This window comes from Candidatus Woesearchaeota archaeon (genome assembly GCA_016928155.1).
Taxonomy (GTDB): Archaea; Nanobdellota; Nanobdellia; order Woesearchaeales; family JAFGLG01; genus JAFGLG01.
Genome location: JAFGLG010000017.1, coordinates 1 through 24242 on the forward strand (window position 1 = coordinate 1; position 24242 = coordinate 24242).

Genomic DNA, 24242 nt, shown 5'->3' on the forward strand with positions numbered 1-24242 from the left:
AAATCAGGATTTAAGGCGGAATTTCAGGGTGCTCAAAATAGTGGTTCGGGTGTAAATTGGAGCCGAAATATGATTTTTTTTCCTTTGCCACTATTTTGACAAATCGCACGATCAGATACTCCGAACTCATAAAGATACAAGGTAGTTTTAGGACACAGAAAACCTTGGTTTTTTAGTGTTTAGGTTGGGGATTAGTGCGATTTTTGTTATTTATTATGCTGCAAATTTTGGGAAATGCCTGTTTCAGAAGGCAAGGCCGGAACAACACTCAATTGCAGATCAAAACTCGATCTGCCCAAACCTGCAATATTTTCATCTGTATTATCAGGGAAATCATAGTCATAGACAGCGTATGCCCCCAAATCCTTCTGTATAGAGCTTAAGGCAACAAGACAAACAATTGCCACTATTGCGACAACTGCAACAAAGAAAAAATGATTTGTTTCTTCCATAATAAAAAAAGTGATATCATCCTTATATTTGTTTGGGTCTGGCCATCCGATTCTGGCTCATGTCAACCAAAGCATAGTATTGGTCCAAGCTGATTTCTAGCTTTGGCATATATCAACCCTGGAACCTTGGTGTTGGCCCTATTTTTCTGATTCTGCAATGCATCGGAGCGCTTGCTTGAGTCCTTCTGTACTTTTTGTGCATAAAATTAATAAACAGAACATTTTCCATCAAGGCTATGCAGCCCCGTAGTGTAGTGGCCAATTGGAACAGAATTCCAGGTCATTCATCGCGGACTCTGGCATGTCGGGTTTTGACCTGATTTGGAGACATCCGTGGACCTCGGTTCGAAAGTCCGAAGCTTGCTTTGGATCGAATGTCCGGGCGGGGCTATTTTTTCTTATGATGATTATGTTTCTTATGATAAAAAATATGGATAGAATGGAGCTTCATTCATCATCATCGAAATCAGAGGTGTCATAGTCATCATGGCCTTCATCATCATTATGGTCTGTCTCATCATCATAATACTCGTCTTCATCGAACATGATCTCACCCCGGCCGGTCATGACCGGCGTCAGAAATAAGGGATATAAAAATATTGCGGTTCAGAATGCGAACATGCTGCTCGCTGCATAGACTTTTGTCAGGGCACCTATATTCCCAAGCACGAATGTCTCAACAAGGGCTCCGAGCATGAATATGAGTATGGCGATGACCAGGAGGTAATAGTTGTAGACAAACACCTCTTTGTGCTTCTTGTCATCGAATATCATGTTGAGGGAATGTATTATGAAGAGCATCAATGCGATGTTTAGGAACCCTGCGAATATCCCTGAGAACATCTGCCGTATGAGTATGAACAGGAAAAAATAGCCTATTCCTGCCCCTGCTGCCACCATGAGGAACTTGCGTATCTCCTGTGATTTTGAGATTATGTCATCGGATATGACTGATCCTGATATTGCAGCGAGGATATATGCCCCGCCTTCCAGCACAAGATGCGGCAATGTGAAGACGACGATGATGAGGAGGTTTGTCCAGGGGTCATGGTATCCGGCAAGCCCTGCTGCAAGGGCCCTGTATCCGAGTATTGTGCCCCACGTGGATGCATTCCAGGTTATGAAGAATATTGCTCCGTCTCCGGTCATCAGCGAGAGGAGGAAACAGGCGAGCAGCACCCACCAGTTGTTCAGGAAAATCTGTATGAATAATGATTTTGTGAATATCAGGTTTCCTGTGACCCCCTCGAGCCTCAGCTGTTCCTTGAAGATGGGGAGTATGTCTATCCCGAGCTGGGGGAGTATGAATGAGAAGAGCAGGTACGCAAGATAGATCCCGAAGAAGAGAGAGAAGTAGACCTTCACGGTTTTCCTGTTGTCTCTGAACAGCTTGCGCAGTGTGAAGCTTTTTTCTTTCAGCTCGATCTTCTCTTCCTTCTCAAAAAGCTTCTCTAGATACGGCAGCAGCAGCAGTGACGTGAATGCTATGCTGACTATCCCTGAATTCGACTTGAAGAGCAGCCTGGCTGCAACAATAGATAATGATGAATACACGAATGCGAGGATGAAAGAATACCTGATTTTCTTTTCTAGCCAGTCTTCTGGGAAAAGGTGCTCAAGTACCATATGACCACTATTTGTTCGTTGATTTAAAAATATTTTTAAACAGAAAATAGGATAATATTATTTTTCTATATAGAAATTATATACAAAAAAATTTAAAAACCACCCTTTTCTCCAGGAATCATTCATGGATAAGCTGGTGCAAGCTCGCTTATGCCGGAGATCTGATATCTCATTCTGGTCTCCGAGATGATGGAGGCAAAAAAATGGCAAGGATGTATTCAAGGAAGAAAGGCAAGTCTGGTTCAAAGAAACCCATAAAGAAAGTCGCTCCGAGTTGGAGCAGGTACAAGGACAAGGAAGTTGAGATGCTTATAGCCAAGCTCGCGAAAGAGGGCAAGAGCCCGAGCCAGATCGGCCTGATCCTTAGGGATGTCTATGGTGTCCCTAGCGTCAGGATAATCTGCAAAAGGAAGATAAATCAGATTCTCGTCGAGAAGAAGGCTGCTCCGAAGCTGCCTGAAGACCTGACTCAGCTCCTCAAGAAGTTGGTGAACATCAGGAAGCATCTTACTGAGAACGCGAAGGACATGCCTGCACTGAGAGGCCAGACCCTCACCGAATCCAAGATCAAGAGGCTCGTGAAATATTATAAGAGGGCGAAGAAGCTCCCGGCTGACTGGAACTATGATTCCCAGAACATAGGCCTGCTGATTGAATGATGGTCAGGCAAGGCTCAGGGGAAAAGGACTTCTCTGGTTTCTTCAGCTCTGTGGACCTGGCAGTTGAGAGATTCAGGGCAATCCCGAAGAATGAGAACATAAGGATAATCTCCCATCTGGATGCAGACGGCATCTCGGCTGCTGCAGTGATGATAAGGGCGCTGTCCAGGGAGAAGCGGCCCTATTCCATCTCCATCATCCATAATCTGGATAAGAATTCTGCAGAGGTCCTGATGAATGAGGACCATAAGCATTACATCTTCACTGACCTCGGGAGCGGCCAGCTTGACCTCGTCGTCAGGTATCTGAAGGGACGGGATGTCTTCATCCTTGATCATCACAGGCCTGGCCATGGGATAAGGGTCCCAGAAAACATAACTCATGTGAACCCGCATCTGAGCGGCATCGATGGGACAGCAGGCATCTCTGGCAGCGGCGTTGTCTATTTCTTTGCAAGATCCATGGACAGGAGGAACGAGGACATGGCGCATATCGCCATTGTCGGGGCTATCGGTGACCTGCAGGAGCATAATGGTTTCGACCATCTCAATGATATCATCCTGAAAGATGCTTTGAAGGCCGGGAACATCTCGGTGTTCAGGGGTCTTAGGCTTTTTGGTGTCCAGACAAAACCATTATACAAGGTCCTGGCCAACAGCATGGATCCTTTCATACCTGGAGTTACTGGCTCTGAGACAGATGCTATCGGGTTTCTCAGGGGTCTTGGGATTGACCCGAAGAAAGGTTCTGCCTGGAAGAAGCTTGTCAATCTGGACAGGAAAGAGATGAAGAGGCTTATCGGAGGCATTATCATGAAGAGGATGTCTGAGGACAATCCGGAAGACATACTCGGCACAATCTATGTACTGCCGAAAGAGGAGAAGGAGAGCCCGACTAGGGATGCGAGGGAATTCGCGACTCTTCTGAATTCCTGCGGCAGGCTCGGCAAAGCCTCGCTTGGTATCGGCACATGCCTCGGCGACAGGAAGTATCTGAACAAAGCGATCGCTAACATGAATTCCTACAGGCGTGAGCTGATTGTCGCCATGAAATGGTTTGAGGCCCAGAGGAAGAATAAGTCAGGTCTTGTGGTTGAGGGTGATGGTTTTGTGATAGTGAATGCCCAGGATAATGTGATGCCGACGATAGTGGGCACTCTGGCTTCAATGATAGCCAAATCAGGCTTTTCCAGGGATACCCTCGTGGTGGCTATGGCGCAGCAGGTTGACGGCAACACCAAGATATCGATGAGACGCTCTTTCTCCTCAGAGAAGAGGGATTATGATCTGAAGGATCTCCTTGACAGGTCAATGAGGAATCTGGGGGGCCAGTCCGGAGGGCATATGTCTGCTGCCGGTGCATTGATCCCCTCGTCAAAGGAACAGCAGTTCATCAGGCAGGTCAGGTCTGTGTTGAAAGAGGAGCTTATGAGTGAGAGTGTTGGATAGCTCTAGGATCTGTTTATTTGATTGTCTGTCGTCCAGATAGGAAGTTTCTGCAGTGCTTTATTTGTTTAGCAGGGCCCTTATCGCGTCTATATGGTCAGCGACTTCCTGTCCCTTCTTGGTGAGGGTGAGGAGCTTCAGACGTCCCTGCTTGTCAAAATTGATGAGCTGGGCCTTCTCCATCTCCTGGAGCATCTTGACGACGTGAGAATAAGTGCAGTCTATCTGCTTTGCCAGTGAAGAGGCATAGATCTCATTCTTGGCATTCCTGAGGCCGACTAGCATCATTGCAGGCTTTTCGCGGAAAAAGACATTGAAAATCTCGCTGTTGTTCATCTTTATACCCCCGATTGTGTGTTGCTTCTCGACCCCTTTTTTCCTGTTTTATGCTAAGACAAAACAAGGATAAAACCAGTATTTATATAGTTTATTATATATATTACTAAAGTAGGGAAAAGAAGGATATTTTAAATATTTATATTTTTTAGTATATAATCCGGGAAATAATTTTCATACGTCTTTATGCTGCTGATCGTGTGTGGGTAAAGGGCAAATCTTATAATAGGGGTGTCCTAATTGCAGATTTAGGGGGTTTTAATGGCTGATGCATCAGTTGATAAGGGCAATGGGAGCATGAGGGATATCTTCTTTCCATATGAGAAAGTTAGGGATATCCAGAACAGGATGATTGAGCTTGTTGAGCAATCCTTGAAATCAGGGAGCAACATTGTCGTGCATGCCCCTACAGGTCTTGGCAAGACAGTGGCCACCCTTGGTCCTGCTCTCTCATACAGTCTGAAGCATAAGAAGACTGTCTTCTTTCTCACTTCAAGGCACACCCAGCACAGGATTGCGATAGATACGCTGAAAGAGATCAAGGAGAGGTTCGGAGAGGAATTCTTTGTCACAGATATCATCGGCAAGAAATGGATGTGTCTCCAGCCGGGCATCTCTCTTCTGAACTCCCATGAGTTCAGGGAGTACTGCAGGCATCTCAGGGAAGAGGGGACATGCGAATTCTATGAGAACACGAAGAAAGGCTCTAGACCGACAAAAGAGGCTTCGCTTGCCATCTCTGAGATTGACAGCAGGGGACCTATGCATACTGATCAGCTGATAAGCCTGTGCCGGGACCATAAGCTCTGCCCTTATGAGGTGGCTGCGCTGATCGCTGCAAGGTCGAGCGTGATAATCGCTGATTATTATTATGTCTTCAATCCGAAGATAAGGGAATCATTCTTCATCAGGTCTGGAAAGACCCTGCATGATTCCATAATCATCGTCGACGAGGGCCATAATCTTCCTGGGCGCATGAGGGCATTGATGAGCGAGAAGATATCCAATTTCAGCATCAGGAAGGCCCTGTATGAGGCGAAGAAGATGCAGTATTCAGAGACGATCGACCTGCTGACATCTATCCAGAATGTGGTTAACGATCTCTCGTCTGATCTTAACCTAAGCAGGAGGGAGAAGATCATTGATAAGCAGGATTTCATAGACAGGATCGCTGCCATCAAGGATTATGATGAGATTGTTGCGGACCTCAGTTCTGTCGCTGAATCAGTCAGGGAGATGAACAAATCCTCTTCGATTGGTGCGATAGCGTCTTTCCTCGAGAAATGGCCTGGCCCTGATGATGGTTTTGTCAGGATAATCTCATATCGTGAGCTGAGAAAAGAGCCGTTTGTCCAGCTCTCTTACCGCTGCCTTGACCCGAGCATGCTCACAAAAGAGGTGGTGGAGAATTCGCATTCCTCTATCCTGATGTCAGGCACGCTTAACCCGACAGACATGTATGCCGATCTGCTGGGATTTCCTGAGAACACAGCGATAATCTCTTTCAGGTCACCGTTCCCTGAAGAGAACAAGCTCACCGTGATAGTCAATGAGACGACAACGAAGTTTGACAGGAGGAATGACAGGGAATTCAGGAGGATTGCGGAGATTGTGTCGGAGATCATCAGCCTGGTCCCGGGTAACATAGTGGTCTTTTTCCCGAGCTATTCTCTGAGGGATAGGATCTATTCTTTGATGGATATCAGCAAGACTGTCTTTCTCGAAAAGCCTGAGATGACAAAGGACGAGAAGTTCGGGATGCTCGACAATTTCAAGAGCTATAATGATTCCGGCGCTGTCCTGCTCGCTGTGTCAGGTGGGAATTTCTATGAAGGCATTGATCTCCCTGGTGATCTCCTCAAGGCTGTCGTTGTCGTTGGCCTGCCGCTCCAGCAGCCGGACCTTGAGATCAAGTCGCTGATCGATTATTATGATGCCAAGTTCGGCAAGGGCTGGGACTATGGTTATATCGCTCCAGCCTTCTCCAAATGCCTGCAGGCTGCTGGCAGGTGCATCAGGTCTGAGACAGATCGCGGTCTCGTGATTTTTCTTGACGAGCGTTTTGCATGGAAGAACTATTACAGGCATTTCCCAGCTGACACCAAGATGACTGTGACAAGGGATTACAGAAAGCTCATCTCTGATTTCTTCAGTGAATGAAAGAATTTGCATTAACTTTGCATTTATGAACCTCTCTTTTCCAGCGCAATAATATATTTAATGGGAGCGTAATCCCCCCGGTTTATGAAGGCCATTGTTCTTGCGGGGCAGGATGATTGCAGGCAGAGGGATGTTGAGATATATAATGCGATAAACAGGAAGGATTTCCTCTGGAATACTTATAAGCCTCTGATCAATGTGGGTGATGGGGATTCTTATGTCCCTCTCATCGGCAGGGTTTTGGCTGCGCTTGATCAGAGCACGAGTGTTGATCATATCATCGTCGCAGGCCTGCCTGGCCTTGAGAACATCATTGATGTTTGTCAATGCCGTACTCCGGTGACATTTGTGCCGGTCAGGAAAGGGAACAGTCCTGTGCATAATTTTTTTTCTGCTTATGGGCAGGCTGGTGCTTCAGGTCATGCTCTCGTGATGGCATGCGATCTCCCCCTGATCCACGAGACTGGAAGGGAAGGCAGGACAGCTGTAGATAGGTTCGTTGACAGATGTATCAGCTATGGTCTGGAACATGATCTATACATGGGTATTGTCTGCCAGGACCAGGTTGGTCGTCTTGGACTGGACAGGAGATACTTTCGTCTGGTGCCTGATCATGATCCGGGCATCGGGAGGGATCAGGATTATTCCATTGGCAGGAGATATGGTTTCCGTGATGCGAGCATATTCTTGGCTGACGGATCATTGGATTCTCCATTGTTACGGAAAAATTTTGGGAAAGCAGCTTCTCTGAGGACTTACCCCGGACCATGGTTTGCAGCGGCATATTTTTTTATGAGGAATGTGCTTGATATAACAAATCTGATTGTGAAGTATAAATTAGGTAGCCTGGGTGTTGATGAGCTTGAACACAGAGCTCCGAAGATATTTGGTGCAAGCCTCAAATTCATCGAGATAAGGGGTGGGGATGCAGCTGCATTTGCGCTGGATATAGATATCAAAGATGATCTTCAGAAGCTTAGGGAGATTGCAGAATCTGTGCATTTAAAGCATGATTGATTTTAGTTAGCAGATTGTCTGATTCTGTCTGATTTTTATTATTTTCATACATGATTCATAAAAAAATATATTTTTTCTTATACATTTCCCCCTAACTAGTATACAGAATAGTAACATTTATATATCAGTCGTATTTTATAGCTATTAAGATGGTAATATTATTTGACCAATATCACTTGCCGAATGATATTTACGAAATCATTTTTGCGACCGAGCAGCAGGTCATAGTTGCAAAGCTGCTCATAAATGCCATGAAGGCAAATGACGGAGTGATGGGAAAGACAGAGATGTCGATGTTTGCCACCAAGCTGCATGAGGGCAACCTGCTGGAAGAGCCGGAAGGCCCCCTGAAATCAAAAGCGAAGAAGATCTCTTACAACAAGAGGCAGTTTTATGACAGGATACTCACTCCGATGAAATCAATGGGCCTTATCGATTATGACATGTACAAGAAGGTCTACAAGGTTTCGACAAGATTCAACAAGGTGCTGATCAAGATTGGATTGATGTGGATTCAAGAGGTGAACAGAAAGTCACTGATATGACACATGACACTCAGCAAGGCTCCCTATGCTGTGTTCTACTCAATCACTCCCCACCCCTAAAAACCCTTTATAGGGAGCCGCTTTCTTTTTTTTTCACTGTCCATGACGACAGTGATGACAGTGACTGATATCATCTCCACATCCCCAAAAATAATTTAAATCAACCTGTGCAATGCGGATAATATGGCTTCAGAACCCGTCCCCCAGTTGTATGATATCGCCTGTGAGCTTGACAGCAGGATACAAAGCTATGAAGTTTTCAGGAATGACCTCTTGGCAGCCCACCAGCAGATGGTCGCGATGCAGGCAAAGGTCGAGCAGAGCCTGACTGATATCCTGAAATTCGGGCAGAGCACTGTCGGGATAGAGCCTCCGGCAAGGAGGGATATGATCAACAATGTCTTGTTTGCCGTCGACACACAGATGAGGACAGAGTATGCCATCCCTGCGCTTGAGATCCCGTCAGCAGAAGAATATATCGGCAGCAGGAAAAGATGTCTTGGCCTTACTGAAGAATATTCTGCGAGGTCTGAGTCTCTCAAGAGATCGGTCGAGAGGCTGGACAGGCAGAAGGAGAGGATGGTGATTTCACTCATGAAGGAAAGGGATATCTGCTGGAGGACTGGCTTGTATAATCCTCGTCTTGCAGAACCGCTGGTCGCACAGGAGATCAGGAATGTTTATGCCTGCCAAGATGGCGGGCGGCCCGCTCTGTCTTCGCTCATTTTCATTGACTTCGACAAGTTCGGCAGGTTCAACAAGCTGTATGGCAGCATCGCCACAAATGAGGTGCTGGCTCTGATTGGACACACCCTCCTTTCTAATCTCGGTCCTGATGACAAGGGTATCAGGTATGGCGGAGACGAATTATTGGTGCTCCTCCCTGGCAGGAGAGGGGACAGCGAATACTCTGAAGCCATGGAACAGGCTCTCGCTATCCAATCAGCGATATACAACCTGAATCTTGAAGACATCGATCCGGGCATGCATTTCGAGAAGCTCACTTTCAGTGCTGGCATTGTGCAGTTCAGGCCAAGGGATTCGCAAAGGGATTTTATGGCAGAGGCAAGAGAATGGATCTCAGAGGCGGATCAGATCTCCAGGCAGGCAAAAAAGGATGGGGGAAACTTGATTCTTGCCTGTGGTCGGGTAGAGGAACCCGAGAATCTGGAGCATGCGGTGCAGCATCATCCATTGACCGGTCCTGCTGTCCTCCAAAACATTTTTATTAGGTGAAGATTGTTTATTTCTGATGAAAGATATTATAACAGAAGAGTTTGCCCTGAAGCTTCTTAAGAGATATTCAAAGTCTGGTACAAAAGGATCTTACAGGATTGTCTCATCTGATGCAAAGAGACTGAGCAAGCTTGCCGTCGCTTATGCGAAGAAAGCAGTCAAGAATGGTCATGATATTGACATTGGATTTGTGGCATCAGCTTCACTTCTGCATGATATTGGAAGATTTAGATATCCCCCATTTGCCAAGGACAATATCAGGCATGGCATCGAAGGTGCAAGGATCCTCAAGAAAGAAGGGCTTTCAAGGAGATACCAGGATGTCTGCCTGAATCATATTGGTGCTGGTTTACGGAGGTCTGATATTATCAGGCAGAATCTCCCCCTCCCGAAGAAGGATTTCATGCCGAAGACCAAGGAGGAGATCATCATTTCCTATGCAGACTTGAGATTTCATGAGGGTAGAGTTGTGGGTATTGTTAGGGAATCCAGGAGATATGAGTCATTCCAGAAAGGCCTCGGGAAGCGTGTTCTTCAGTTCCACAACCGTGTCATGAAGCTCATCGGAGCGGATAATAAGGTAAGGAATATAAGATAATAAGGTAAAAGATATAAACAAGTTCTGATTCTGATGCCCTGTCGATGATGAGGTTATCCCCGGCTGATCGCATGATGAATTCGAAACGCTCTGAGACAATATATTCAGGATCTGCTTGCTGAGCATCTGCACAAAATGAGACTTATCAAGACAAAGGATGGTTACAGGATCCCAAGCTCTTCCCAGAAGAACCAGTTCTATGAAGTTGATCCTAAGAAGAAGAGCTGTACTTGTGCCCAATATCTCTTCCGCGCAAGAAAAGTGGGAGGCACCTGCAAGCATATCGATGCAGTCCTTGAGCATCTCGGCAGTATGAAGAAGAATGAGAAAGAGGAACTTCTGGAAGTTGTAAAAAAACTGGGACCGATTGACTTTGTCAAGCTCGCGGAATCTTACAGCGAAGACCTCATCAATCAATTGATAGACAGCGGTGACCTGATTGAGGAAAAAGGCAGGATCAGGTTATTAAAATAGCACCATAACATATTTAAAGCTTCACCTGCTTCTCAAAATCATGATCCCTGACAAGCAGATCAAGGCAGATTTCAGGAAAACAGCATGGGATGACCCTGATAAGTACTATGCGACTTCAGTCCTGAAAGAAGAAGGCTTCATCAGGAAGATCTGCACAAAGTGCTCCAAGCCTTTCTGGGCAATAAAGGACAGCAAGGTATGCGGTGATCCGGCATGCTCTGGTGGATTCAGGTTCTTTGAGGGTTCTCCTGCCAAGAACAGGATGGATTATATCGAAGCTTGGCAGAGGTTTGCAGAGCTCTTCCGCAAATTTGGATACACACCGATTAAGCGTTATCCTGTTGTCGCCAGGTGGCGTGATGATACTGATTTCGTGCAGGCATCCATCTATGACTTCCAGCCTTATGTGGTGAATGGGACAATAGATCCGCCAGCTAACCCGTTGGTAGTCCCGCAGTTCTGCTTGAGGTTCAATGATATTGATAATGTCGGCATCACAGGCGCGCATTACACTGGCTTTGTGATGATCGGCCAGCATGCCTTCATGCCTCCCGAGAATTGGAATCAGGACCAGTATTTCCGCGATATCCACACCTGGCTTAAGGAAGGATTAGGCCTCCCGAACGAGGAGATAATCTTCCATGAGGATGCTTGGGCAGGCGGCGGAAACTTCGGCCCTTGCATGGAATTTTTCTCGAGAGGTTTAGAGCTTGGCAATCAGGTCTATATGATGTACCAGCAGACTCCTGGAGGCAACAAGGAGCTGAATCTTAAGGTGCTGGATATGGGTATGGGCCATGAGCGAAACGCTTGGTTCACCAAAGCAACAAGCACAAGCTATGAGACAACATTTCCCACAGTCACAAAATTCCTGCATAAGGAGACTGGAATCAAGATTGATGATAGTATCATGAAGAAATTCCTGCCATATGCCTCTTACCTCAATGTTGATGAAGTGGAGAACATCGACAAGGCTTGGGATGAAGTTTCAAAAAAGACATGTATAAGCAAGAGCAGTCTGAAGCAGAGCATCATCCCTCTTTCTCAATTATACAGTGTTGCAGAGCATTCACGCTCGTTGTTATTCGCAATCTCCGACGGAGCTCTTCCCAGCAATGTGGGTGGAGGATATAATCTCAGGGTCATATTGAGGCGTGCATTGCAGTTCATCGAAAAGAACCGCTGGAACATCAGGCTTCCTGAGCTTTGCAGGCTGCATGCCTCTTATCTCAGGCCAATATTTCCGGAACTCAGTGAGAACCTTGATGATGTCGAGCAGATCCTTGATGTCGAAGAGAAGAAATTCTATCAGACTCTTGAGAAATCAAGGAGGATTGTCAAGGGGATATTTGAGAGAGAGCAGGATATTGATACAAAGAAGCTGATCGAGCTTTATGATAGTCATGGCATAACCCCTGACCTGATAAGCGATGAGGCTGAATCCCATGGTAAGGATATTGAGGTCCCTGATCGTTTTTATGCACTGGTTGCAGAACAGCATGAGCAGACATCCCAGGCTAAAGAGAAGGAGAAGGTCTATGATCTGCATGGTGTGCCGGATACAAAGGCATTATACTTTGATGATTTCAAGATATGCGAGCTGACAAGCAGGGTCATCAAGGTCATCGACAATATTGTCATCCTGGATCAGACCATTTTCTATCCAACTTCTGGCGGCCAGGATCATGATATCGGCACCATGGATGATATCAAGGTCATTGACGTAAAGAAGCAGGGCCCGCACATTTTGCATTTCCTCGAGAATCCTTCATTCAAGGAAGGCGATAAGATTCATTCAAAGATTGATTTCTCCAGAAGATTGCAGCTCACCCAGCATCATTCTGCTACTCATCTGATAAATGGCGCTGCAAGGAAGATTCTTGGGAGCCATATCTGGCAGGCAGGTGCTGAGAAGCGTCTTGATAAGGCAAGACTTGACATAACGCATTATGAGCAGATATCAAAAGAGGATTTGCAGAAGATTGAGGAACTTGCTAATGAGATGATAGCGGCTAATAAGCCTGTCTACAAATCTTTCATGAAGAGGAACTTGGCTGAATCAAAGTATGGCTTCAGGCTTTATCAGGGTGGTGCTGTTCCTGGCAAGGAGATCCGTGTTGTTGATTATTCTAATTTTGACATTGAAGCATGCGGCGGCACCCATGTGGATCTCACTGGTGAGATTCAGCAGATAAAGATCCTGAGATCCACTAAGATCCAGGATGGCATTGTGAGGATTGAGTTCACTGCAGGTGATGCTGCTCTTGATACATTGAGCGAATCCAAGGCATTGGTCGAGCAGCTGACTGGAATCCTTGGTGTTGACGAGGATCTTCTGGCTTCACATGGCCAGGAGCTTTTTGAGAAGTGGAAGCGTGCCAAGAAGATAATCAAGAAAGGAAGTCCTGATCCTGAGTTCAATCCAGAGCTTGTCTCACAAGAGAAGATTGAAGGCGACCCTGTGCAGAATCTGAGCGGGATCTACAAGACCCAGCCAGAGCATATTGTCAAGACTATCGAGCGCTTCAGGAAAGAATTGGCAGATATGGCTGATAAGCTGCCGAAATAATCCTATCCTGATTAGTGCCATTCTGCTGGTTGAGAGGATAAGGTTGGCGGATCGGGTATATGCTAGAATTGGCTGAGACGTTTCTGCGTCTTCAACTCCTTCAACAGCAGACTTTTCCTGAATATCCCATCCAGATCGATGCCAAATTTCTTCTGCGCAAATATCTTTGCATAATGCAGCATCAGGTCCTTGTCGCCGAATTCCAGCGGTTTTGCCTTCAGCGCCTTGCGCGTCGCTTCTCTCACCACCCAAACGCCGAGCGGCGCATAATACTCATCTGTTATGAACCTGAGGCATAGCACAGAGCTCTGGAACTTCTTGCATCTCATCAGGTCTGCAATACCCAAGCGTGCTGCATAATATCCGCCGACACAATTCTGCGCATAATCCTTCCTTCCCCCAAAGAATTCGTGGTCTGTTGAGTATTTCAGCTCTTTTTCCTTGCCTGACCCGGCATATATCTCGAACAGCTCATAGCTCCACACTCCCGGGATGAAAAGGATCAGATAATAATTTCCCAGATAGCCCCCGAAGTAAGCATAATTGCCGTCTTCTGAGAAGTTCTTGACCTCTTCGACCCTGAACTTGGACACCATGTCATCTGTTGCTGTTATGCTCCATCTTGTCGGCACAAGTTTTCTGTCAGCCCCCACCCCAAGTGTCCCCACAGAAAGCAGTTTGATTATCTGGTTCTCATCGATCTGCTTTTCGTAGAGTATCTTGACTCCCTCGACTGCTCTCAGGTCTGTCTCGCCGACAACCTTCTCGATTTTTGTATTTATCGAAGGGCTGCTTGTAATCTCTGCTCTTTCAATGTCGCCATAAGCCCCGACTGGCGGTGAGAATGGATCGAGGTTCATGCGGAAGAATGGCCTTTTCTTGAATTCTACCTCCACATCCACTGGCTTTGATGCCATCGCCACTTCTTGTGCCATCTCTACTTGCTTGTCGAATCTCTTTGCTATTGTGAATCCGCGCGAGTTTATCACGCTGCTCCTGAAATCCATTATCTTCTCAATGCGGAAATCCGATTCAGACCAGAACTTGGGGGAATCATACTGCCATGCATCTTGTCTCTGTATCGGATTGAGTATCCCTACTGAAAGCCTTGGATATTCCTGCAGTCCTACAAACACCCCTGGGCTGCTTGACTCCATCTCTTTCTTGTCTGAGAATTTCTCAATGAAGCTTTTTGTCCTGTATGCTGTCATCTGCCTGCTGCATCTCGGGCAATAGTCTGATCCTCTTGTTTCAGATTTGCATTTAAGGCAGAGTCTTGGCATCTTGCATTCATTTATCCCTGTTTTTTTAAAGATATATGAAGTGGATGATCATTATAAGAAAAGATGATCATTATAAGAAGATGTGATCGTTGCAAGAGGATATAATTATTGCCAGAAAAGACAATTATTATAAGGAAAGAATATCTGTATGAGAAGATGATCATTTTCAATGGATTTTCAGAAGATTGATGTTTTTAGGCTGCAATAAGCTGATATTTCCGTCACATTTAAAAATGCTCCACTTATCCCCCTTTTATGCCTAAAAAATGCATCATTTGTCATGAGAAGGCTGATTTCTGCATCAAGGACTCAAGCGATTTCTACTGTGCAGACTGTGCCAAAGAGTATTTTGCTGATACCAGTTTGCTTATAACTGTTGAGGAGCAGGCCAAGAGGCTCAAGGAGCTTATTGATGACCCGGATCAGCTTTAAAAGCAGGGGATTATTCTGTTGAGATCAAGATGAGATATTCCAGACAGGTAGCATTGACGGAAATTGGCAGGGACGGCCAGAAGAAGCTCACTGGATCTTCTGTGGCTATTATTGGTGTAGGCGCTCTTGGATCCTGTTCAGCTGAACTTTTGGCAAGGGCGGGGATAGGCAGGCTCATCCTGGTTGATGACGAAAAAGTAGAGCTCTCTAATATCCAGAGGCAATGCCTTTTTGATGAGAAAGATATTGGCAAGCTCAAGGTTTCTGTTGCTGAGAAGAAGCTTGCACTGATCAATTCTGGTATTGAAGTGGAGTCCTATGATGCCCGGCTCAATGAGGGTAATCTGGACCTCCTTGATTGCGATTTGATTATTGATGCGACTGATAATATTGGATCAAGACTCCTGATCAGCAGTTATGCATATGCTCATTCTATCCCATTCATCTTTGGCAGCGTTGTCCAGACAAGGGGCATGATGTTTGTCTCGCATGAAGGGCCTTGTTTGGGATGCATCATTGGGGATGCTGTTTCTGAGTCTGACTGCACATCGTCTGGCATCATCAACACCATACCGCCGATGATCGCCTCTTTGCAGGTCACAGAAGCCATAAAGATGCTTACTGGTCATCCGGCTTCCAGGGATCTGATGATTTTGGATGTGTGGAAGGGGGAGCTCTCCAGGATCAAGGTGAAGAAAAGGCCGGGATGCCCTGTGTGCGGGGCGGATAAGTTCGGTTTTACTGTCGAGAGATGCAAGACAAAAGCAGCATATTCCGCAAGACCCCTGAAGTCGCAGAAGCTCGATCTTGACAGCATAAAGAAGCGCTTCAAGGTTGTGATGGAGACTCCGATGCTGCTCGTGATTGATGAGCATGGTGAGATAATAGTCCACAGGCATGGCGAGCTCATGTTCAAGGCATTGGATGATGTCAGGAAGATAAGGGATATATCTGAAAGGATTTACAGGGTGGGTGTTCATGGCGCTTAAGGATAAGGAACTGGATAGTATCAGGGGGCATCTTGATGATTGCAGCAAGCCCCTTTTCTATTTTGATGACGATGTCGATGGCCTTTGCAGTTTCCTGCTGTTGTACAGGTATAAGAGAGAGGGCAAGGGCATAATCCTGAAGGTCGCTCCTGAGGTAAAGAAGGAGATGGCCAGGAAAGCTGTTGAGTTCGGTGCTGACAAGGTCTTCATCCTCGACAAGCCCATGGTGAGCGATGAGTTCTTTGATGAGATAAAGGCTGATATTGTCTGGCTTGATCATCATGAGGTCCAGGATATCTCTCACTCGAATGTCCATTATTTCAATCCGAGGAAGCATGAGGACTCTGACAACAGGCCTACGACTTACTGGTGCTATAAGGTGGTTGACCCGAAGCTTGAGGATAAGAATAATCTCTGGATCGCTGCTGTGGGGTGTGTGGGTGATTGGCATCTTCCTGATTTCTTCGACAGGTTCAGGGAAGTGTTTCCTGAACTGGTGGGCGAGGATGTGAAGAAGCCCGAGGATGCTTATTTTGCCTCTAGGCTGGGTGAGTTGATAAGGATACTCTCATACATCCTCAAGGGCCAGACAACTGAGGTCTTCAAGTGCATTAAGATCCTCACAAGGATTGAGTCTCCGGTTGAGATACTTGATCAGGCAACCGACCGCGGCAGGTTCATATATAAGAAATATCTTAAGGAGAAGGAAGAGTATGATTCTATCATGCGCGAGATAGTGGAGAAGCACGGGCCCGGTGATAAGAAGAAGGGGATGATCGTGCATATCTACCACGCGAACAAGACCAGCTTCACATCTGATCTTTCCAATGAGCTTCTTTACATGTTCCCTGAAAGGATCATCCTTGTCGGACGCGAGAAGAATGAGGAGATCAAGTTGAGCTTGAGATCGTCTAAGGAGCATGACTTGAGGGAAGCTTTGGAATCTGCCTTGACTGTTGCTGAGGGTTATGGTGGGGGCCACAGGAATGCCTGCGGCGCCAATGTGAAGAAGCGTGATTTCAGTCAGTTTGTTGAAAAGCTCAGGGGTGAGCTGGGCGTTTGAACCGCAATCTTTATTAATGCTTCATTTCTCCGGAACACGATGCGCCGATGGTCTAATGGCTATGACAGCGGCCTTCCAAGCAGGTGAAGTCAGCCGTTTATCCGGGTTCGAAACTCTATGCGAAAGTCCCGGTCGGCGCATTTGATTCTTTCCTTACCGAAAATTATTTAATGACATCTCGCATGTTTTGTTCTCATGAGGAGACCGAGAATTGTTGTATTCACAGCCCATGATGATGATAATGTATTTGGTCTTGGCGGGACACTGATAAAATACATCGGGGAAGGCCATGATGTGACCTGTGTCATCTTCTCTTATGGGGAAAGCAGCAATATACTTCTGAAGAAGAACATCACAAAAGGGATGAGGAAGAAGGAATGGCTTGAGGTCTCGAGATTCATCGGTGTCAGGAAGACTGTCTACTTCGGTCTTGAGGACATGAATGTCGATAGGGAGATCAGGAATAAGCAGGTCCTTGAGGAGACAATCAAGGTTCTCAGGAAGACAAAGCCGGATAAGGTATTCACCCACTCAGCGAATGATGCCCACCCCGACCACAAGGCTGTACATTCTCTGGTCCTTGAGGCTTATGATGGGCTCGGCCTGAAGTCAGACCTTTATACATTCGACGTCTGGACACCGTTCAGGAAGAGCAAGGACCTTCCTGAGATGTACGTTGATATCACCGGGCAGTTCAGGAAGAAGCTCAAGGCGATTTTCATGTTCAGGAGCCAGAGGAATACCATCTTCACTCTGATGACTTCGGTCTATTGGAAGGCGTTTTATTTCGGTCTCAAGAATCATTGCAGATGGGCTGAGAAGTTCTATAAGGAGAGATAGAATGAGGATATTGGTTGCGACTGACAATTACTTGCCGAGGTGGGATGGGATATCGCGGTTCCTGCACGAGATTCTTCCGGGGCTCGCCAGGAATTTTGACATAAGCGTCATCGGCCCCGGATTCCCGGGCAAGAGCATGGGCATCAGGGGAGTCTCTGCCGAGCTGCTCCCCACTTTCGGGTTTCATGTGGGTGATTACAGCCCTGCTAAGCCCAGCATGAGGAAGATAAGGGAGATGGTGGAAGATTGTGATGTGGTCTTCTCCCAGTCTCTCGGCCCGATAGGTTTTTTTGCTGTGAATTATGCCAAGAGGTATGGCAAGCCTCTTGTCTGCTATGTGCATTCCATTGAATGGGAGCTTTTTGAGAAATCCATCAAGCTGCACAGGTATGCCAAAAGCATTGTGAAGCATACAACAAAAAGCCTCGCCCGCAGCCTCTACAATAAGGCTGACCTTCTTCTTGTCCCTTCGAAAGAGATTGGCTCATTGCTCACTAAGGAAGGTATCAGGACAAAGAAACATGTCGTGCATCTGGGCATCAACACAGAAGAGTTCAGGCCGTCAGCAAAAAAGGCTGATGCTAAGAAGAAGCTTTCTTTTGGGGATGATATTATCATAGGATTCACAGGGAGGCTTGGGAGGGAGAAGGATCTTCCTACCCTGTATGAGGCTTTTGATATAATCTCAAGGGTGCATGATGATGTCAGGCTTGTTATCGTCGGCACGGGCATTGAGGAGCTTGGGTCCCGCACGAACAAACGTGTCATTTTCACTGGGAATGTGGATAATGTGCAGGACTATCTCAGGGCTTTTGATATATTTGTCATGCCATCACTGACAGAGACCTCATCTCTTGCCACCATGGAGGCCATGGCCTGCGCCTTGCCTGTTGTATCGACAAAAGTCGGTTACATAAGGCATTATATCAGGGATGGGCAGAATGGTTTCTTCTTCGATTTTGGTGACGCCAATGGTCTTGCCAGAAGGCTTGACATGCTCATCGGGTCAGAATCATTGAGGAGAAGCATAGGTAAGAAGGCCCGCGAGACCATTGTCAGGAAATATCCTTGGTCAAAGACGATGAAGGAGCTGAATATGGTTTTTGATGGCTTCAGACCTTGAGGCTTACGACATTGCTCACTCCGTGTTCGTCCATGGAGACGCCGTAGAGTATCTCTCCTTCTGAGACAACGGAATCATTATGTGTTATCATGAGGTATTGGGCCCTGTCAGAGTATTGTGCGACGAGCTTTGCCAGTTTCTCTGAATTCTTCTTGTCCAGCGCTGCATCCACTTCATCAAGCACATAGAATGACGCCGGCTCATGTTCCTGTATGCAGAATATGAATGCCAGCGCTGTCATGGTCTTCTCGCCTCCTGAGAGGCTTCTTATGTCAAGGAATTTCTTTCCTGATAGCCTTACCTTTATCCTGACCCCTTCTGCGAGCGGCTCTTTCTCATTCTCAAGCTCAAGGTAAGCGTCTCCTTTTGTGGACAGCTGTGAGAATATGTTCTTGAAGTTCTCTGTTACCACATTGAATGTCTTGAGGAAAAGGTCTTTCTTCTTCGTGTCTATCTCGTTTATCATGAGCAACACGTCGGACCTCTCTGTCTCCAGCTTCTTCTTCTTCTCGTGCAGGTTCTTGTATTCATGCTCGACATTGTCGTATATCTCAAGTGCCTTGAGGTTGACTGAACCGAGGTTCTGCACCATGTTCTCGAACTGGCTTATCTCCCTCTTGAGGTCCTGTTCTGATTTCTGCTTGTCCAGGCTGACCCCTTCATAGTCCTTGAATTCGTTCTGGAGGTTGTCGAGGTCTGCCTTGACCCTGGCGTTCTCAAGGTTTATTGAGTTTATAAGGTGGTCCTCTTTCCTTTCCTGCTCGAAGAGCGCTGTCAGCTTGTCGTCAAGCTTCTTGATGTCTGTGTCTATCTTTGTCTTGTCTGTGAAAAGGCTTTTGAACTGCTCGTAGAACCTCTTCTCGATCTTCTCGCTCTCCTTGAGCTTTGTATCCAGCCCGGCCATCATGCCCTGGTTGTCTTTGATCTGGCCTTCGAAGTCCGCTTTCTCTTTCTTCTGGTCTGCCAGCAGCCTGTCTATCCTGGCATTCTCTGGGTCCAGTATGTTCTTTGTCTGCGCATCGATGTTGCTTGTCTCTATCTGCAGCTTGCTTATCTGTTCGTTCAGCTCGCTCTTTTTCTGCTCGAATGTGTTCAGCTCGGCCAGCAGCCTCGGGTTCCTCAGCTCGTTTATCTTGTCCCTGAGCTCCTGCTTCTTCATCTTCAGCTCGGCCAGCGACCGGTTGCCTTCCGATATCTTGCTCTGGACCATGTTCATCTGCTTGTCGACGCTGCCTGTCCTGTCGTTCAGCTCCTTCTTCTGTTTTTTCGAGACATCCATGTCACCTGAATCAAGGTGGAGTGTCTTCTCTATCTTTATTATGTCCGCCTCGAGGTTCACCTTGAGCTGCCTCAGCCTGTCGATCCTCTTCTCGTTCTCTTCTTTCCTGCTTTCGAGGGCTGACACCATCCTTTCCAGGTCCTCTAGGTCTTTCTCTCTCTTGGAGATGTCCTTGATGACCTCTTTCTCCTGGAAGCTGAAGCCCTGCCTCTTGGTCGACCTGTAACCGCCTTTCATGGCCCCGCTGAGCTCAGTGAGGTCCCCCCCGAGTGTCACCATCTTGGCTGTCCCTACACCTATCCTTCTTGCTGTCTGTATGTCATCGACGACCACTGTGCTTCCGAATACATATGAGAATATGCCCCTGAACTTCGGCTCATGGCTCACCAGGTCTATTGCCAGCCCGTGGACTCCGCTTGTGTCCTTAAGGGCTTTCGCTGCCTGGTCTGCCTGCTTGCCGTGCACCTTGTTGAGCGGGAGGAATGTGGCTACCCCGAGCTTGTTGTCCTTGAGATAGCTTATGCATCTTGCTGCGACTGCGTCGTTCTCCACGACAACCCCCTTTATCTTCTGCCCTGCCGCTATCTCTAGCGCAAGCGAGTATTTGGAGCTTACCTCTCCTAGCTCTGATACCGCACCATAGATGCCTTTTATGCTCTTCCTCTGCTCCAGGATCTTCCTTAGGGCGGTGTCCCCGAGGGATATCTCCTTTATGCTCATCTCTCGCGCCCTGAGCTTAGAGAGCTCCTCGTTGATCGTGAGTGTCTTTGACCTTGCTGTGCCTAATTGCGCTGACAGGCTTGAATCCTCGTTGAGCAGCTGGTTCAGCTCCAGGGTCGCTGACTTGAACTCCTTCTTCTTCTGTTTCAGGTCCTCTATCTGGGCCTTGTTCTCCTTCTCCAGCATCAGCACTTTTTCCATCTTCTCGTCTATTGCCTGGACCTGGAACTCTATCCTGTCCTTCTCCCTGAGAAGGTCCTGCTGCTGCTGCCTGAGGTCGCCCAGGCCTTTCTGCATATCATCCGCTTTCTTGTCGAGTCCTTCTATCTCCTTGTCTAGCTCTGCTGCATTCTGAAGGTCATGCTTTTTCCTGAAGTCATCTATCTTCCTGCTTATCAGCTCCCTCTCGTTCTCCCTGGACTTCAGCTGTTTGCCCAGCTCGCTTCTCTCGAATTCAAGGCTCTTTTTCTTCTCGATTATCTCGTCTTTCTGTTTCTGGAGCTGCTCTTCCCTCTGGTTTATCCGGTGAATCTCGTTCTTCAGGGCTTCTGTCTTGTTCTTCAGCGTCGCGATCTCCACCCTTATCTTCTCTGCCTGCTTGTGCATGTCCACCTGCTCTTTCTCGCCTTTCTGCTCTATCTCCTTGTTTATTGCATCTGTCTTTTCCTTGAGCTCTGCCATCCTGGTCTTCAGCTCGTGGATCTCCTTGGTGACCTTGTCTATCCTTTCCTGGTGTTTCTTGGCCCTCGAGTCGAACTCATCTTTCTCTGCCTGCTTCTTCTCTATCTGCCGCCATAGGAATGTGGCCTTGTTCGTCTTTATCTTGCTGTTGAGGTTCTGGTATTTTGCTGCCTGGTCCCTCTCTTTCTTGAGATTCTTGAGGTTGTTTTCTCTCTCTCCGAGTATTATCTCAGATTCCTTCAGCTTCTGCTCTACCTTATCCAGCTCCATGAGGGCTTTCTGCCTCTTCTCCTCATATTTTGAAATGCCTGATATCTCCTCTATTAGCATCCTCCTGTCATTGGGGGACATCTCAACGAACTTGACTATGTCCCCCTGTAGGATTATGTTATACCCTTCCGGGTCAATCCTGGCAAGCCCCAGGAGGTCTAGAATCTCTTGTCTTGTCCTCTTCTCTTCATTGATTTTATAGATGCTGACCCCGTTCGGCCTGACTATCCTTGTGATCTTTATCTCCTTGTCTTCTGTCGGAAAGGTCTTGTCCATATTGTCGAAATATATCGATACCTCTGCGAATGCTGCGCTCTTCTTCGACTTCCCGCCGTTGTAGATGAGGTTTGCTGACTTCTCTGCTCTTAGCGCTTTTGAGCTTGACCTTCCGAGAACAAAGCAGATTGCATCGAGTATGTTCGATTTTCCGGAGCCGTTCGGGCCAAGCACGACATTGAATTTGTTTCCGAATATAAGTTCAGTCCTTTTGGCGAATGATTTGAATCCGTGTAAGACGAGTTTGTTTATCTTTGTCAAAGTTACCCCTTCTTTTTCAATATGGACAATTTTTTATATGGACACGTCTATCCTGAGCCTTGTTTTCTGGTTATAATATTTAAATCTTTCTCTCAGCCAGAATCCGTATAAATGCAGAATTCTTGGCATAAAAGGCGTATAAACCATTTTTACCAAAATTATCAGCAGGATATTTATCGGCTGAAAGACATATATTGCAGGCTGTGTATTTAAAAGAGTTGCTAAAACTATTTAAGGTTTGGGAGAGAGCTTGGCAGGATAATGGGGAGATCTCAGCAGAAGCGTGGAACTAGGGTCAAGAATGCCAAAAAGCCTTCCAGACATGTTTTAAATGCTTCTAAAAGCGCTGATGGCCGGGGCATTGGGCTCAGGTATTGGATAGTTCTTGCTCTGATTTTCATTGTCTGCTCATGCCTGAGGATATATCTTGCGTATCAGGCCCCGTATTATTCAGATGACCTTGCGTATTTCAGCATGCGTCAGGTTGAGTCGATCCAAGAGACAGGATTCCCCATATTCAATGATACGCTGAGTTTTCAGGGAAGGCTCGCGATATTCTCTCCGTTGTTCCATTATTTTCTTGCCTTTTTCGGTCTTTTCCTTCCGTCAGCCATTGTGTTCAAGGTCATTCCGAATCTCCTTGCTGCATCTGTTGTTGTCATCATCTTTCTCATCACCTATGAGATAACCAGGTCAGGCATGTCAGCTTTAGCATCCTCTGCATTGAGTGCCTTCGTCCCTGTCTATATCAAGACAACGATCAATTCAGTCTCTGTCCTCAGTCTTGTTGTCCCGCTCATATTCTATCTCATATACTGCTATATGCGGATCGAAGAGGATCTTTTCATGAACCAGTTCATCATCCTGATTTTCATCCTGCCTCTCATCCATTCCACCGCTTTCCTCTTCATCATAGGCCTTGTGTTCTATATCTTCCTGGCGAAGCTCCAGGGATTGAGGCTGCTCCGCAAAGAGATCGAGGTCATACTGTTCTCGCTTTTCCTGATAATATGGGTGGAGTTCCTTATCTTCAAAAAAGCCTTTTTGTTCCACGGCATCCATGTGATATGGCAGAATGTCCCTCCGCAGGTATTGGATCTCTATTTCCAGCAGATCTCTTTTTTTGAGATATTGGGGCTGATCGGGGGCATCTCTTTTGTGATTGGTGCTTACACGATCTACAGGTACCTCTTCACCCAGAAGAACAAGGATATCTATCTTGTCGGCGGCTTCACCCTTTCTGTCGCCATCCTCCTTTGGCTGAGGCTGATAAAGCTTGAGACAGGGCTTGTGTTTTTCGGGCTTGTCCTCACTATCCTTGTGGGCCTTTTCTTTGGTCATTTCGACAGTGCTGTCCGGAAGACCAGGTTCGCCGGGCTGAGGTATATCGGGCACTCTGTCCTGATCATCCTGATTCTGGCAACAACTGTCTTCCCTTCCTATGTGATTGCTCAGAGGGAGATCCTTGACTCGACTACAGAAGCCAAGATATCTGCCCTTGAGTGGGCAAGGGACAGCCTGCCTCAGGATGCCACTCTGGTATCAATGATGGATGACGGGCATAAGATAAACCACATTGCGAAGAGGAAGAATATCCTGGATTCGAATTTCCTGCTGATTGAGGACGCTAAGATCAGGTATGCCGACCTTACTGACCTTTTCACCACCATGTTCAAGACTGAGGCGATAATGATCTTCGGGAAGTATGACGCCGAGTTTATCATGATGAGCCCCAGAGCAGCTGGATTCTATGGCATTGAGGGTCTCAGATATGTTGATGAGGTGTGTTTTGAGGAAGTATACGATGAGGAGGGCATAATCATCTATCAGAATAGATGCACATTGGAGCCCTTGGAGAAAAATGGCCAGAAAGAATGATTTGCTTGGCAATCGGAAATTGGTTTTTGT

20 protein-coding genes and 2 tRNA genes are annotated in these 24242 nt (G+C 46.7%); 17 read left to right on the forward strand and 5 right to left on the reverse strand.

Going from position 1 to position 24242, the window contains the following annotated elements; translation table 11 throughout:
- Positions 1 to 206: 206 nt before the first annotated feature.
- The gene (locus JW968_06895) at positions 207 to 452 is read right to left on the reverse strand and encodes a hypothetical protein (protein MBN1386667.1); all 246 of its coding nucleotides are present in this window, start codon (positions 450 to 452) and stop codon (positions 207 to 209) included.
- A 240-nt stretch (positions 453 to 692) separates the two neighbouring features.
- On the opposite strand from JW968_06895, the gene JW968_06900 reads away from it, so the two are divergent.
- A tRNA-Gln gene (locus JW968_06900) sits at positions 693 to 843 on the forward strand.
- A gap of 215 nt (positions 844 to 1058) precedes the next feature.
- On the opposite strand, the gene JW968_06905 is transcribed toward JW968_06900, so the two are convergent.
- Positions 1059 to 2078 (reverse strand): stage II sporulation protein M, encoded by a 1020-nt coding sequence (locus tag JW968_06905; protein MBN1386668.1) that lies wholly within the window; start codon positions 2076 to 2078, stop codon positions 1059 to 1061.
- Between the two features lie 203 nt (positions 2079 to 2281).
- Here JW968_06905 and JW968_06910 point away from each other — a divergent pair, with 203 nt between their 5' ends.
- Positions 2282 to 2737 carry a 30S ribosomal protein S15 gene (locus JW968_06910; protein ID MBN1386669.1) on the forward strand — a complete coding sequence of 152 codons (456 nt, stop codon included), beginning with the start codon at positions 2282 to 2284 and terminating at the stop codon, positions 2735 to 2737.
- Positions 2734 to 4185, forward strand: coding sequence for a DHH family phosphoesterase (locus tag JW968_06915; protein MBN1386670.1), 1452 nt, complete (start codon positions 2734 to 2736; stop codon positions 4183 to 4185). Before JW968_06910 ends, JW968_06915 begins: the two co-directional genes overlap by 4 nt.
- A 57-nt stretch (positions 4186 to 4242) precedes the next feature.
- On the opposite strand, the gene JW968_06920 is transcribed toward JW968_06915, so the two are convergent.
- A complete protein-coding gene (locus tag JW968_06920) occupies positions 4243 to 4518 on the reverse strand; it encodes a hypothetical protein (GenBank protein MBN1386671.1) in 276 nt (91 codons plus the stop codon).
- Positions 4519 to 4779: 261 nt separating this feature from the next.
- Here JW968_06920 and JW968_06925 point away from each other — a divergent pair, with 261 nt between their 5' ends.
- The 7 genes from JW968_06925 (at position 4780) to JW968_06955 (ending at position 13117) form a co-directional block, all read left to right on the forward strand.
- Complete coding sequence (locus JW968_06925; protein MBN1386672.1) at positions 4780 to 6678, forward strand: ATP-dependent DNA helicase; 1899 nt, start codon at positions 4780 to 4782, stop codon at positions 6676 to 6678.
- 84 nt (positions 6679 to 6762) lie between these two features.
- Positions 6763 to 7695, forward strand: coding sequence for a nucleotidyltransferase family protein (locus JW968_06930; GenBank protein ID MBN1386673.1), 933 nt, complete (start codon positions 6763 to 6765; stop codon positions 7693 to 7695).
- Positions 7696 to 7844: 149 nt separating this feature from the next.
- Positions 7845 to 8240 carry a hypothetical protein gene (locus JW968_06935; protein MBN1386674.1) on the forward strand — a complete coding sequence of 132 codons (396 nt, stop codon included), beginning with the start codon at positions 7845 to 7847 and terminating at the stop codon, positions 8238 to 8240.
- Positions 8241 to 8423: 183 nt separating this feature from the next.
- Positions 8424 to 9476 carry a diguanylate cyclase gene (locus JW968_06940; GenBank protein ID MBN1386675.1) on the forward strand — a complete coding sequence of 351 codons (1053 nt, stop codon included), beginning with the start codon at positions 8424 to 8426 and terminating at the stop codon, positions 9474 to 9476.
- Between the two features lie 16 nt (positions 9477 to 9492).
- Positions 9493 to 10074, forward strand: a complete 582-nt coding sequence (locus tag JW968_06945) for an HDIG domain-containing protein (GenBank protein ID MBN1386676.1) — start codon at positions 9493 to 9495, stop codon at positions 10072 to 10074.
- 135 nt (positions 10075 to 10209) lie between these two features.
- A complete protein-coding gene (locus JW968_06950) occupies positions 10210 to 10548 on the forward strand; it encodes a hypothetical protein (GenBank protein MBN1386677.1) in 339 nt (112 codons plus the stop codon).
- Positions 10549 to 10588: 40 nt separating this feature from the next.
- The gene (locus JW968_06955; GenBank protein MBN1386678.1) at positions 10589 to 13117 is read left to right on the forward strand and encodes an alanine--tRNA ligase; all 2529 of its coding nucleotides are present in this window, start codon (positions 10589 to 10591) and stop codon (positions 13115 to 13117) included.
- Positions 13118 to 13179: 62 nt separating this feature from the next.
- Here JW968_06955 and JW968_06960 read toward each other — a convergent pair whose 3' ends face one another.
- Positions 13180 to 14400: a hypothetical protein gene (locus tag JW968_06960; protein ID MBN1386679.1), complete on the reverse strand. Its 1221-nt coding sequence runs from the start codon at positions 14398 to 14400 to the stop codon at positions 13180 to 13182.
- A gap of 255 nt (positions 14401 to 14655) precedes the next feature.
- Here JW968_06960 and JW968_06965 point away from each other — a divergent pair, with 255 nt between their 5' ends.
- The 6 genes from JW968_06965 (at position 14656) to JW968_06990 (ending at position 18847) form a co-directional block, all read left to right on the forward strand.
- Positions 14656 to 14832, forward strand: coding sequence for a hypothetical protein (locus tag JW968_06965; protein MBN1386680.1), 177 nt, complete (start codon positions 14656 to 14658; stop codon positions 14830 to 14832).
- Positions 14833 to 14861: 29 nt separating this feature from the next.
- A complete protein-coding gene (locus JW968_06970) occupies positions 14862 to 15821 on the forward strand; it encodes a HesA/MoeB/ThiF family protein (GenBank protein MBN1386681.1) in 960 nt (319 codons plus the stop codon).
- Positions 15811 to 16884 (forward strand): DHH family phosphoesterase, encoded by a 1074-nt coding sequence (locus tag JW968_06975; GenBank protein MBN1386682.1) that lies wholly within the window; start codon positions 15811 to 15813, stop codon positions 16882 to 16884. Before JW968_06970 ends, JW968_06975 begins: the two co-directional genes overlap by 11 nt.
- 41 nt (positions 16885 to 16925) lie before the next feature.
- Positions 16926 to 17024: transfer RNA gene (locus JW968_06980), tRNA-Gly, on the forward strand.
- A 55-nt stretch (positions 17025 to 17079) separates the two neighbouring features.
- Entirely contained in the window at positions 17080 to 17724 is a 645-nt protein-coding gene (locus JW968_06985) for a PIG-L family deacetylase (GenBank protein ID MBN1386683.1), read from the forward strand.
- Position 17725: 1 nt separating this feature from the next.
- Positions 17726 to 18847 (forward strand): glycosyltransferase family 4 protein, encoded by a 1122-nt coding sequence (locus JW968_06990; protein MBN1386684.1) that lies wholly within the window; start codon positions 17726 to 17728, stop codon positions 18845 to 18847.
- On the opposite strand, the gene smc is transcribed toward JW968_06990, so the two are convergent.
- Positions 18837 to 22334, reverse strand: a complete 3498-nt coding sequence (gene smc / locus JW968_06995) for a chromosome segregation protein SMC (GenBank protein ID MBN1386685.1) — start codon at positions 22332 to 22334, stop codon at positions 18837 to 18839. The two genes, JW968_06990 and smc, sit on opposite strands and share 11 nt — an antisense overlap.
- A 261-nt stretch (positions 22335 to 22595) precedes the next feature.
- Here smc and JW968_07000 point away from each other — a divergent pair, with 261 nt between their 5' ends.
- Entirely contained in the window at positions 22596 to 24212 is a 1617-nt protein-coding gene (locus JW968_07000; GenBank protein MBN1386686.1) for a hypothetical protein, read from the forward strand.
- Positions 24213 to 24242: the final 30 nt, after the last annotated feature.